The sequence below is a fragment of the Legionella cherrii genome (genome assembly GCF_900635815.1).
GTDB lineage: Bacteria > Pseudomonadota > Gammaproteobacteria > Legionellales > Legionellaceae > Legionella > Legionella cherrii.
The window spans coordinates 644,143-656,533 of the sequence record NZ_LR134173.1; the positions used below are offsets into that span (position 1 = coordinate 644,143).

The window sequence follows — 12,391 nt, forward strand, 5'->3', positions numbered from 1 at the left end:
CTGAGGAGTTTACGACCAAGGATCTCCTAATTGATGACACATTTTCGATACAGGATAAATGCCACATTCAAGAGATCCCTGCGTTCGGATTGAAAAAAATCGTCTTAAATAACCATTGTCTTACTTTCTTCGTCCTCGCTCAGTTCAGCGAGCTTCCTTTTTTTGCTCGAATTATTTTCCCCAAATTGGAAGGTGGGACTCCAAGAAGTTAAGTTCGCTTTATGGCTGCTGTCATTATCTGCACAAGCTTCGGCCACAAGTGGAGAAAATTCGTGCTCTAACGCATTGTAATCATAGCCAGGGGTTAGAATTCGCTCATTCTCATCGAACTCAAAATTAGATTGCAAAATCCACTCATTCGTTAGCTCATCCTTAAATGGATTGTACGAGGGCTCCTCAGTTTCTTCTATATTATAACCCGGAGTTTTGGGGATCACATGCTCCATAGCCAGTTCGTTTTCACTCCAGGTAGCCTTGTAATAATATTGTGATTCATTAAAATCAGCGACAATTTGAGGTAAAGAGCTAGGTAAAGCGCCATAATCATAATCACTGTAATAGGCAAGAATTTCTTCCCCAGGTTGAATTTGGCGTGTCGTTACGTATGAATCCGATGCAAAATCAAAACGTACATTCATCTGACTTCGATGTTGGGCACCTTCTATGCAATAGGCTTCTGACGCTTGATTTTTAGTATAGAGATATCCCCCTCCGCCTGATTGAACTAGATAATTCATGTCTAGATCACGTTGTTTCGCCCATAATTTCATCCCTTTTTCTGGCACATCATCCATTTTCTGGCCAACGAGTTGGCAGAGCCGTTTTCTCGCAGGAATTGTCTGGCCACTAAATAGAGAGTAACGGATTTCCCCATTCCCTCTTACCGTAGGTGCTATAAGTAAATGATAAGATGAGTTTCTTTTTAGCTCCATTTTTTGATTTGTCTGAAAACGTGCCACATCTTCTACTTTATTCAAATCATAAATCTTAGGATCTAAATTTCGATCTAAATACAATTGCTTTTTATGTTCTCTTTTGCGCTGAACCGCTTTCTGAGTTAATAAATGAAAAAAGTCTCTTATTTCTTCACGTGTATTTATTTCTTCAGGATTCATTTCTTGATCTTGTGTTTTAGCCAAATCCTGCAGGACTTCAATCAAAGTTTGTGGCTGGCGCCAAATTTGCGGACGTTCTTTTGTAAAATATTCATCCCCGTAAGAAATTGTTAACTCATCAGCAAAAGCAATTTTTTTGGCCGCGACATAATAGGCATGATAATCAAATTGAGTGGTACCATACTCGTCTTTCCATCGACGACAAATGACCTTTACTTCTAAATTAGGCTTTCCCGCGTGATTAACCCAACGTGTATGAGAGCCTGCTTTCAGCATATCAATGACTACTGCATATTCATCATTATCATCTAAATTTAATTTCCACACATAAGTAGAATCACCTTGATAGTCCTTGACCACTCGGTCCATTTTAGAGCCAGGCCTTACACCGAATAAATCTATACCTTTGATTTCACCGACAATTTCTCCTTTAGCAAACGATTTAGCTGCATAGACTCCCAGTTGATTGGAACCAAGATTGGGAATAGCCGCTATAATTACCCCTTGATCATAATCGGTGGGTAAATAATTAAAGTCGGGTTGGTCGCATTGATCCTTTACGTAATTACATAGTCTTAATTGAGACTCTGCACTGTCAGGAAAAAATAACAATTGTTCTGCTAACATTTCTTCTTGGGCTTGCAGCTGAACTCCTTTGTTCAAAAATTTAATATTTTTGGGCATATTGATTCTACGTCATTTTATTTGCCACGAATTTTAGTGAAAAAAAATAACCTGTCCAGCTATTTTCTGGATGAGCAATGAATCTTAATTTTCACCTAACCTCCATCAAAGAGGTGCTCATTGACGTGATCTATGCATGCCCATGCGCGTACCGGAAAATCTCAAGCTCTTTCAGTGCAATCATCAGGAAAAATGAATTTGAATAGTTCATCCATCTGCGAGCTAAAGACATGGCCTAAGACACTATTTTTTGCGGGCACGCCTCCATGCAGGTCAAAGTACGTTAATGGCATTTTTTGGAATTTTATTGGTGAGTGCCCTGCGCATGTTGGATAAATAACCGTTTTATAGGGGATAATCCATTACATACATTTAAACCCAGGCCACGCAAAGTAACAAGGGGCATAAAAGAATTACTGAATAAGCGCTTAAAGCCTTCCATTAACAAAATCGTTTGCCATACAGCATTTTTACGCTCGCGTTGATAAGCGCCTAATGCCTTTTTGGATACCAGGGTACCATGAGCAGCATTCAAACAATCCATCCAGGAATTTACGTCAGCCAGCCCTAAATTTAAACCTAATCCGGCCAAAGGATGGATTGTATGGGCTGCATCCCCCAGAAGTAACCAGCGATTTCCCACATAGTGTTTGACATGTCTCATTTGTAAAGAAAATTGATGACGTGTGCTGATGACTTCGACCTGACCCAGCTTTCTCGCAAAAGCTTCAGTTAAGCAGGCATTAAACTCCGGTTCTGAGAGATTCATTAATTGCTCAGCATGCGCGGGTTTGGTAGACCATACGATGGAGCATTGGTGTGCATCCGCTAGGGGTAAAAATGCCAAAGGACCATCCGCGCGAAACACTTGATAGGCAGTCTGCTGATGCGCTTGCTCTACGGACACCGTTGCAACCAGTGCGTGTTGCGCATACGACCAGCTGTTTAAGGGCACCTTGAGTTGGTGACGGACTGGAGAATGGGCCCCATCGGCCACCATTAACAATTGCCCTTCCCAAGTCTGCTGCTTGCTGCAAACTCGAACTCCAGTTTCTTCGCAAAAAACCTCTTCCACGCGGCACTCAGGGAATAAATGAATGGAAGATTGGGTAGCAACTTGCTGCAGTAAAGCGTGTTTTAAGACGGACTCTTCAATGATATTCCCTAGATTCTGTGCACCCACGTGACGTGAATCAAAATCAATATGGGCTTTACTTTCAGCATCCCAAACATACATGCGACGATAAGGAGAAACGCGGGCACTCTCCAAGTATTGCCAGGCATTTAATTGCTGCAAGAGAGCCTGTGAAGCATGATTAATCGCATAAACTCGGGTATCAGATTGTGAATTTTTGACTTTTAATGAACCCGCATCAATCACTGCTACCGTGAAACCACGTTGAGCCATAGCTAAGGCCGCAGTTAGGCCCACGATACCACCACCAATGATTAATACATTAAATTGCAGACTCATTTCATTTCCTTCATAACTATTTTTGCAGCTTTGGCAAAGCAATTTCACAAACTAAATCAGGAATCACTCCCCCAAATCCTCGGGCATATCGTGCTAAAAGATTCTTCAAGGCAGGGATATTATCAAGAGCAATCAATCCTAACCCACGCACAATTCCCAATCCAGGTAAACGGCTAGTAAACACTTGGATTAAACCATCGGTTAAATGAGTGATGGCTTTTTGGTCATGGGATCTTAATTGCACGTAATGCTGGAGCATTTCTGCATTGAGTCCCCTCTCGGCGATGCATTGTGCAAGCATCGCTACATCTCTAAGTCCAAGATTAAATCCTTGTCCTGCTACAGGGTGCAAGGTGTGTGCCGCATTACCAACAAACACTACGGGCCATTTGGTTTGTATTGGCATTAAAACTTGTTGTAAAGGAAAGGAAAAACGTTTCCCCACTTTGGCAAAACGACCCAAGCGATAACCAAATGCGCCTTGTAACTCTTGTAAAAAATTACCCTCAGATAAAGACAATAGGCGTTCTGCTTCCTTGGGAGGCACAGCCCAAACCAAAGACATGCGATTTTCTTGCATCGGTAAAAGCGCCAAAGGACCATAACTGGTAAAACGTTCGTAAGCGCGATGTTGATGTGGCTTTTGCAAGCCCACGTTAGCTACAATTGCATGTTGGCTATAGAGCTTGGTTTTGGAAGGTAAGGAACAAAAACGACGCGCTTCCGAATGAGCACCATCAGCAGCAACAATAAGGCCTGCCTTAATTTTTATTTCACCCGAATCAGTGAGAACGGTCGCCGAATGGTTTTCATAATCCAACGTCTGTAAACTCGCTGGAGCAATCAACTGGTCATGAGGCAGCAGTTGATGCAAAGCCTGATTGATGTGCTGCATTTCAGCAACATAACCCAAAGGAGAATCCACCTCGCCTTGCAAGCGTGATGTTCCAAAGTGATGTTGATCGGAAACATGAATCATCTCTATAGCGGTTACATGCTCTTTAAGAAGATCCCAAACGCCAAGCATCCTTAAAATACGTCGACTCGCGGGCGATAGTGCTAGAGAGCGTGCATCAAAATCAGGACTTATTTTATCACTAAAAGGCTTAGCTTCTACTAATAAAGTACTATACCCTAACCCTTGCAAGGCAAGCATTAAAGTGGCGCCGGTTAAGCCTCCTCCAATAATCAGTATATCAGTCTCTTTATTAATCACGCATTAATGCCTCAATTTCATCTACATCCACAGGTAATGCGGCAGTCAATACTTCATGCCCTGTTTTCGTGACTACCACATCATCCTCAATACGTACACCAATACCCCACCAACGCTTATCCACTCCCGCACTGTTTGAGCTAATGTATAAGCCTGGCTCAACCGTTAAAACCATCCCGGGTTCTAAAGCACGCCATTCACCATTAATTTTATAAAGACCGCTATCATGAACATCCAATCCCAACCAATGTCCAGAATTATGCATGTAAAACGGTTTGTATGCTTCTTGGGCAATCAATTCCTTTACATCTCCTTGTAAAATACCCAAGGCGCATAATCCTTCAGTGAGAATGCGGACCATGATTTGTTGTACCTCATTCCACTGAAGACCCGGCTTAATCGCCGCAATCCCCGCTTTTTGGGCTTTGAGCACCAATTCATAAATACTTTTTTGTTCGGGGCTGAATTTGCCATTGATGGGAAAGGTTCTGGTGATATCAGCAGCATAATTTTCAAACTCCCCTCCTGCATCAATAAGAACCAAGCTGCCTCGATGCAAAGGTTTGTTGTTTTCTGTGTAGTGCAAAATACACGCATTTTCACCACTGCCCACAATAGGATCATAAGCGACACTTCGGCAACCATGACGACTGAATTCATAAACAAGCTCTGCTTCAAGCTGATATTCATGTTCCAAATGCTTGCAACGACGCATTGCGTGTTGATGTGCTTTCACGGAAATGCTCGCTGCTCGACGCATTAAATCCAGCTCCGCATCGCTTTTAAATAAGCGCATTTCACCTAATATAGGCTCCAAGTCACATAACTGGTCTGGCACCTTAACCCCGCGTCGTACTTGACCTTTAAGGGTTTTCAATGACTGCATGATCGTTTTTTCCATCTCTGGATTTCGAGCCAGTGCGTAATAAATGGCTGACTTACCATTTAACAATTTAGGTAGCTCTTCGGCAACACTGTCTATAGGAAAAGCAGCGTGCATGCCCAACTCAGAAAGCGCCCCATCTTGTCCAAGACGTTTTCCTGTCCATTGTTCTTCCGAAGGATTACGTGTACGATTAAATAACACACTCTGAGTATCTGCTCCTGCAATAAGTACCAATAAAGCATCAGGCTCATTAAATCCGGTGAGATAATAAAAATTACTGTCCTGACGAAAGCGATAATGCGCATCACCGTTACGTAATACTTCGTGCGCCGCCGGGATAATGGCAATACTGCCAGCGGGCAATTTTTGCGCTAGTTTATTTCTTCTTATTTGGTATTCTTGTTGGGAAATCATTGTAACTTCCTTTTTAATGAGTTATTCCAGTATGACCACCACGTTCTTTTTCATTCATAATTAAATCACTATGCAAACGAAGTACTGCCATCCGCGCATATTCACTGACTTCCATTAATGCACGTTCATCTTCTTCATCAACATCCAAGGTATCACAATCAAGTTCAGCAAATTCAATAAGATGCTGAAATGCATCCTGAGCCTCTTCTTCATGCAATTGGTTAAGACCTATGCCAGCTAAAGTTAATGCTTGGGTAAACCCTTCGCACCACTCACTAAAAGCTTGTGCCCTTAACAATAAAGATTCCTCTTCATCAGGAAGCATCATTTGAAATTCAAAATCCAAACTGTTAATTTGTTGCTGGCTTATAGAAAAAACAGCAAACATGGCTAAAACAGCATTGCGACTGGCCTCATCTTTTTTATTATTTAATAAAGCACGTAAATAAGCTTCTCCTTGACTGTCCGCGCCAGCACATAGGTAGCCGCACATCATCCCATGCAATAAGCTGGCTGATATATGCAGCATTAAAACAGAAATGGATGCAGAAAATTCATCATAATCAGGTAAATGCAAATGTTCTCTTTCTTCAGACATATTTAACTCATTTATAGAAAAAATACCCCATGATACCCGATTTAATGCAAGCGTTCATCCTACTAATTGCTGCTTGCGAGCAAAATTGTTACTATTCATAACAGCTCTCTATGGAATTGCAAAGGTCTTATTATGACGCAGATGAAATCGTGTACTGTTAAACTACTCAATAAAACATATGAAATTAAATGCCCGGAAGGTGAAGAACCCAATTTATTGCTTGCGGTGCAAAAATTAAATCATCAAATCATGATTAATAAAAAGAAATCGAAACAGTTGGACAATTTCCAAGCCTTATTGCTCGCGGCACTGGATATTAGTCATGAGTTGATCCTCTGTAAAAACAAACAAGCACACCAGCAACATCAGGTCACTCAATTTATTAACTCCCTAGAAAATAAAATCAATAAAATGGTGGGTGGAGAGATGATAGAACGAATTCCAGAAATGGATTAATTGATTTATTCTGGATTTGCAAAAAATTTTCCCGCGTCTTTCGCGGGAAAGATAGCCCACATAATTCTTCTCTTATGATGCGGGCTTTGTTGATTAGATAGTGTGGAAGAATAGGATAAGCACCAAGCTGTTTCTATAATTCCCATAAAGGTGAGAATCCATACATTAGGCACCATGCCAAATTGGGAATAGATTACCGCCTTCGCTGGAAAGAGCTGCGATTTTTTCAACAATTTTTAATAAGAGGGACAATAGATCTTGATTAAAAGGACTTAAAAATGAGACGCCAATGGTATATAGGATTTGGAGTAGCCTTATTATTTACGCTTGCCCTCTTTGCGATGTTCCATAGCATCGAATGGTTTTTCGCTTTTCTCATTCCCGTTATGGTGCTTTGGATCTACGATTTGATTCAAAAAGAACATACCATTCTGCGTAACTTTCCCGTCTTGGGACATGTGCGCTATTTTTTAGAATTTCTACGTCCAGAAATTCAACAATATTTTATTGCTACTGATGAAAGCGAACTTCCATTTAATCGTGAAATACGTTCTCTTATTTATGAGCGCGCCAAAAATACTCGCGACACAGTCCCTTTTGGCACCGAGCGCGATATTTTAAGTGTTGGCTATACTTGGGCCCTACACTCTTTAGCTCCGAAACATCTTTCGGAGGTCGAACCACGAATTATGGTAGGTGGGCCAGATTGTCTCCAACCTTATAGTGCCTCTCGGTTTAATATTTCCAGCATGAGCTTTGGAGCGCTGTCTGGCAAAGCAATTATGGCCATGAACAAAGGAGCGCAGATTGGTGGTTTTTACCAAGCCACCGGTGAAGGAGGGTTAAGCGCCTATCATTTACAAGGTGGCGATCTGGTATTTCAATTTGGAACTGCCTATTTTGGTTGTCGTGATGCACAAGGGAATTTTGACGAAAAAGAGTTCGCCGCTGAAGCCAATCGTAAAGAAGTAAAAATGATCGAAATAAAAATCTCGCAAGGAGCCAAACCCTCTCATGGAGGCATCTTGCCTGCTGCCAAATTAACGGAGGAAATTGCAAGAGTAAGAAAAGTCCCTATGGGTCACGATGTACTCTCTCCTATAGCTCATTCTGCTTTTACCACTCCTGTAGAATTACTTTATTTCATAAAAAAATTACGCGATTTATCTCATGGCAAACCGATTGGCTTTAAATTATGTCTGGGTCGAAGAGATCAATTTCTCGCCATATGTAAAGCGATGTTAAAAACCAATATCCTGCCTGATTTTATTACTGTTGATGGTGCAGAAGGAGGAACTGGGGCTGCGCCTGAAGAATACATTAATTTTATAGGCTCACCATTGGAAGCAGGGTTAGTCTTTGTGCACAATGCCTTAGTAGGGATTAATGTAAGGGATAAAATTCGTGTTATCTGTAGTGGTAAGATTGCGAATGGATTTGATATTCTGACTAATATCGCTTTGGGTGCTGATATGTGTAATTCTGCACGCGCAATGATGATGGCTACCGGTTGCTTACAAACGAAACAATGTAATGCAAATACTTGCCCCACCGGAGTAGCCACGCAAAATAAACGCTTACAATATGGCCTCGTTGTCGATCAGAAAAAACATTATGTCGCCAATTTCCATAAAAACACCGTGAAAAGCTTTTTAGAAATGGTTGGCGCGCTCGGTTTAGACAATCCCAGCGATTTAAAACCCATCCACATCATGAGGCGAGTCAGCGTGCAAGAAGTCAAAACATTTAATGAAATATATGAATATCTTACACCTGGACAACTATTAGGCTCCGATATTCCTCAGAGTTATAAATCTCATTGGGAAATGGCCGATCCGGATAAATTTTAAGTTTAAAAGCCATAACATGGTTTTTCTGGCGCATGCAGCCAGGATACTGTCTACGAGTAGTCCTGGCCGCACCCAACTCCATCTTCTACACCCGTCGGTATAAGAAAACCTGAAGAGAAAGAGATTTTGTGGCTCAAACCAGCCAAGCAATGCTTTACTTCCATTTAATATTGCATCCTAAACTTGGCTTTTGCTCTGGACTCACTGGTTTTCCAGCAAGGAGATTATCCAGGGCATTTTGTAAATGCGAGCCAGTTACCGGTTTGTTATTTCCCGGGGTTGATTCATCCAAACAGCCGCGATAGACACAAAGCATTTCTTTATCAAAAATATAAAAATCAGGGGTACACGCCGCTTTATAGGCTTTGGCTACTTCTTGTGATTCATCATATAAATAAGGGAAAGAATAATGAAAGTTTTCCGCTTCCATTCGCATTTGTTCTGGGCCATCAGCAGGATATTTTTCGGCATCATTGGAGCTGATTGCAACAAATTGAATCCCTTTTTTCTGATAAGTTTCGGCTAATTCAACTATTTTTGTCTGAATATGTTTCACATAAGGACAATGATTACACAAAAACATAATCACTGTTGCAATGGGTGATTTAATCTGTCCAAGGGAAACCAATTGATCATTGCGTGTATCTACTAAAGTAAAATCAGGTGCTTTACTTCCTAATGGAAGCATGTTTGAAGCAGTTGCTACCATAATTACCCCTTATTAACTCAAAATAGCCGCTAGAACACTAGCGTATTCGTCTCGAGTCCTCGTTGCAGGAGAACATCGACAAATGGATTGAGTGAACATCAATTGAAGTGTCGAGTGCTCTTCAATTTGAACAAAATTTCAAAAAAGAATTGCGGGTGCATGGTAAACGAAAAATCCAGGGTAATCAAATGGCTCATTCTGAATTGCTGAGTGGTGGCTTAATCCATAGAAATCAATTTCCTAAGACTGATATTTTACCGTAGTTCATTTTATTTACATAATAAGCAGTTTAAGGGCAAATAAACTCTATTTTATCTATACTTTGGATACAGGTCGCTTTACAAATTAAGGTGTTAAAAATGGCTTATGACGCATTAGATTTACCCCGAGACAAGATGGAAGAACTTCTTCGAGAATTTGATCGATTAATGGAGGAACTGGAACATTCTTTTGATACCCTCTCTGAAGAAGATAAATCTGTTTTGGATGGTCTAGAGGATGATCTGGCTGAATTAAGCGAACTTCAAGAGGGCAAGAAAGACACGCCACCACTTGCAGTGGAAAAGCTCCTTGAGTTAGATCTTCATACCGCCCTACGCACCGTTATTGCTGAATTCCGACCCACAAAAATTGGTGATTTACAGATGCAATGTCAAAAGTTGATCGATCACCACGGTTTTGCGACCTTCCGAGAAACCTTTGATGCGCTGTTGATTCAGGCTGAATCGTTAAAAAGCCAGGAATTGAGAGCCATGAAGCATATTAATCGCTACATGATGAACAAAATGGCAGATACCTTTGCCGCTATCGCTGCAGAAGGCTCAAAAGACTACGCTAAAAGCGTTATCAATGTGCTTAACTTAAATCAGTATTTTCGGGAAGAAGGACTTGAAGCAGCGAAAACAGACAGTAAAAAAGCCCAGGAAATGGCCATCAAAAGGGTTGAGACGGAAGCGGCTCAAGCACGAGAGGATATAAGAGGGGAACTGAAAGAAAAAATAGAGGCAATAAAAAAACAAGGGCAGCCAGAAGAGGCGCAGAAAGACTTGATTGAAAAAGCCAATGAGGAAGCCACACAGAAATTGGCTGCAATTACTCAGGCAACCGCAAAGAAGGTCACCGCAATTAAAGAACAAAAGGACTGCCTTTATCTCGTTAAGGAACTAGCCATCAATCTCTCTAAGGCTAAAGCAGCTCAAGAAATAGAGCAGATAAAGAAACAAGCGCCTGAAGGCGAGCAGGGGCAGTTGATTGAGCAAGTCAATAAGGCAACCGCTAAGGAGATAGCAGCGATTAATGCCCAAGAGGACCGTCTTCAATTGGCCAAGGAGATGGCTATCAAAGTCGCTCAGACTGAAGCATTCACAAAAATAAGGGAGATAAAACAAAAGGCTATCTCTGAGGCAGAACAAAATCAATTAACTGAACAAGTGAACAAGGAAACCGCCGCAGAAATCAATGCAATTCAAGAGATGGAAGAAATACCACCCAATTATTACATCCTAGCCGAACGTCGTATTTTTGAAGAACAGGTATTTCAGGCCGCAGAGAAAGACGGATACCAAAAGGCGAAAAAACTGACCATCAAAGCCATTGAATCAGAGCGAGACAATAAAATAGAGCAACTTAAACAACAAGAGCCTCCTGAAAATGAACCATTGATTGAGCAAGTCAGAAAAGAAGCCGCTGAACAAATCACTGCAATCGAACAGATGAAAACCATGCCACTGGATTATTACATTGAAGCAGCACGGCGAAAGATGCTCGTAGACGATACACGTAAAAAAACTCTTTTTCAGCGCTATGATAAAATAGCGGATTTCGTACTCAAAGACATACTGTCAAGAGAATCAATCGATGAACGAACCCTAGCGATGGAGCGTTATCTGTTAATCACTGAAAAACTGATGGCGCAAAAACATTATGATGCCGCACTCCCCATTTTTGGAGCATTACAACAAACGCCGATCTTTCGTTTGGCAAAAACAAAAGAGGGATTATCAACTCATGCGCAGCAGGTTTTAGAAAAACTCGGTGAATTGCAGAACGATGCAAAGAATTTTGCTGCGATTAGAGGGCGTTGTGAGCGTGAAAATACCTACGTTCCTTTGAATTTCACAGTGACTGATATTACCTTTTCTACAGATGATGTGAATCCATTTATTTTAGATAGCAAAGGAAAAATCGTTAGGGGCTGTGATAAATTACCCGGCATGGAAAGAATAATTTCGAACTGTGTTAAAGCTGCGGCAACCAAAGCCTCCGAACCTGACAGCACCTTATCCCTAGAGATGGAAGCACACCGCGAGGAATTAGCCACAAAAACAAAAAGAGAGATAGAAACAGCTCAAGATAAAGCGTCACAGAAGTGTGAGACTCGAGGTGCACTTCCTGAAGCCAGCGCCTTATTTTCTAAATCCAAGTTAAAAAAATTAATTCACTTAGGGATTGTTGTACCTCCCAAGAGAAGTGAACAAACACGGAAAATAGAGGAAGCCTTGCACGACTTAAAAAATCGGATACAAAGCAAGTTAGATCATCTAAAAAATGTAGTAGCCCGCTATGAAGACAAAGCCGAACGTAAACTTTCTTCTATTGTAGAAAAAATGCAAAATGCAGTTACCCCTCTTTTTGAACGAATACACACCTCATTAAAAGAGTCCATTCAAAACAGCAGTCAGAGATTTCGTGAGTTAATGCAGGCCTCTAAAAATAAAAAGGAAAATGAAGATCAGGAAGGTGAACGCCCCCATAATTTTTAAGTCTGCACCAGGCCATTCTTGACTTTCATCGAGATGGCCATGGTATAATCAGCTTAACCCGATAGCGAGAGATTTTAGAACCAATGCTAACAGCATGGGAAGCATCCTGAAATCGGCGTTGTGCAAGCCCACCTTGTAGTGGGAAGCCTGAACCGATTCATTCGCTACCCACTTGAACCTCAGGGTTCATAATCCATGTCTGTCGGGCTCCTTTCTTTCGAGATGCA

The 12,391-nt window shown here is 41.3% G+C and carries 9 protein-coding genes and 1 other RNA gene; 4 read left to right on the top strand and 6 right to left on the bottom strand.

What is annotated here, in order from left to right:
- Positions 1–104: 104 nt before the first annotated feature.
- From EL022_RS02765 to EL022_RS02785, 5 genes are all read right to left on the bottom strand, one after another.
- The gene (locus EL022_RS02765) at positions 105–1,799 is read right to left on the bottom strand and encodes an SET domain-containing protein (protein ID WP_028381523.1); all 1,695 of its coding nucleotides are present in this window, start codon (positions 1,797–1,799) and stop codon (positions 105–107) included.
- Positions 1,800–2,103: 304 nt separating this feature from the next.
- Positions 2,104–3,273, bottom strand: coding sequence for an FAD-dependent oxidoreductase (locus EL022_RS02770; RefSeq protein ID WP_028381522.1), 1,170 nt, complete (start codon positions 3,271–3,273; stop codon positions 2,104–2,106).
- Between the two features lie 16 nt (positions 3,274–3,289).
- Complete coding sequence (ubiH, locus tag EL022_RS02775) at positions 3,290–4,489, bottom strand: 2-octaprenyl-6-methoxyphenyl hydroxylase (RefSeq protein WP_028381521.1); 1,200 nt, start codon at positions 4,487–4,489, stop codon at positions 3,290–3,292.
- Positions 4,482–5,789, bottom strand: a complete 1,308-nt coding sequence (gene pepP, locus EL022_RS02780; RefSeq protein WP_028381520.1) for a Xaa-Pro aminopeptidase — start codon at positions 5,787–5,789, stop codon at positions 4,482–4,484. Before pepP ends, ubiH begins: the two co-directional genes overlap by 8 nt.
- A gap of 13 nt (positions 5,790–5,802) precedes the next feature.
- A complete protein-coding gene (locus tag EL022_RS02785; RefSeq protein ID WP_028381519.1) occupies positions 5,803–6,387 on the bottom strand; it encodes a UPF0149 family protein in 585 nt (194 codons plus the stop codon).
- A gap of 132 nt (positions 6,388–6,519) precedes the next feature.
- Between EL022_RS02785 and EL022_RS02790 the strand changes: the two genes are divergently transcribed.
- Positions 6,520–6,843 (top strand): cell division protein ZapA, encoded by a 324-nt coding sequence (locus EL022_RS02790; RefSeq protein WP_028381518.1) that lies wholly within the window; start codon positions 6,520–6,522, stop codon positions 6,841–6,843.
- A 278-nt stretch (positions 6,844–7,121) separates the two neighbouring features.
- On the top strand, positions 7,122–8,693 hold the full coding sequence (locus tag EL022_RS02795; RefSeq protein ID WP_028381517.1) for an FMN-binding glutamate synthase family protein: 1,572 nt from the start codon (positions 7,122–7,124) through the stop codon (positions 8,691–8,693).
- Between the two features lie 154 nt (positions 8,694–8,847).
- On the opposite strand, the gene EL022_RS02800 is transcribed toward EL022_RS02795, so the two are convergent.
- Positions 8,848–9,402, bottom strand: a complete 555-nt coding sequence (locus EL022_RS02800; RefSeq protein ID WP_028381516.1) for a thioredoxin family protein — start codon at positions 9,400–9,402, stop codon at positions 8,848–8,850.
- A 359-nt stretch (positions 9,403–9,761) separates the two neighbouring features.
- On the opposite strand from EL022_RS02800, the gene EL022_RS02805 reads away from it, so the two are divergent.
- Positions 9,762–12,164 carry a RasGEF domain-containing protein gene (locus EL022_RS02805; RefSeq protein ID WP_035900997.1) on the top strand — a complete coding sequence of 801 codons (2,403 nt, stop codon included), beginning with the start codon at positions 9,762–9,764 and terminating at the stop codon, positions 12,162–12,164.
- A 52-nt stretch (positions 12,165–12,216) separates the two neighbouring features.
- Positions 12,217–12,377: non-coding RNA, 6S RNA (gene ssrS, locus EL022_RS02810), on the top strand.
- The last annotated feature ends 14 nt before the right edge of the window (positions 12,378–12,391 follow it).

Bases quoted from the DNA above. Each gene is read 5' to 3' on its own strand.
- EL022_RS02800 (WP_028381516.1), bottom strand. From the start codon at position 9,402: ATGGTAGCAACTGCTTCAAACATGCTTCCATTAGGAAGTAAAGCACCT.
- EL022_RS02785 (WP_028381519.1), bottom strand. From the start codon at position 6,387: ATGTCTGAAGAAAGAGAACATTTGCATTTACCTGATTATGATGAATTT.
- EL022_RS02805 (WP_035900997.1), top strand. From the start codon at position 9,762: ATGGCTTATGACGCATTAGATTTACCCCGAGACAAGATGGAAGAACTT.
- EL022_RS02795 (WP_028381517.1), top strand. From the start codon at position 7,122: ATGAGACGCCAATGGTATATAGGATTTGGAGTAGCCTTATTATTTACG.
- pepP (WP_028381520.1), bottom strand. From the start codon at position 5,789: ATGATTTCCCAACAAGAATACCAAATAAGAAGAAATAAACTAGCGCAA.
- EL022_RS02765 (WP_028381523.1), bottom strand. From the start codon at position 1,799: ATGCCCAAAAATATTAAATTTTTGAACAAAGGAGTTCAGCTGCAAGCC.
- EL022_RS02790 (WP_028381518.1), top strand. From the start codon at position 6,520: ATGACGCAGATGAAATCGTGTACTGTTAAACTACTCAATAAAACATAT.
- EL022_RS02770 (WP_028381522.1), bottom strand. From the start codon at position 3,273: ATGAGTCTGCAATTTAATGTATTAATCATTGGTGGTGGTATCGTGGGC.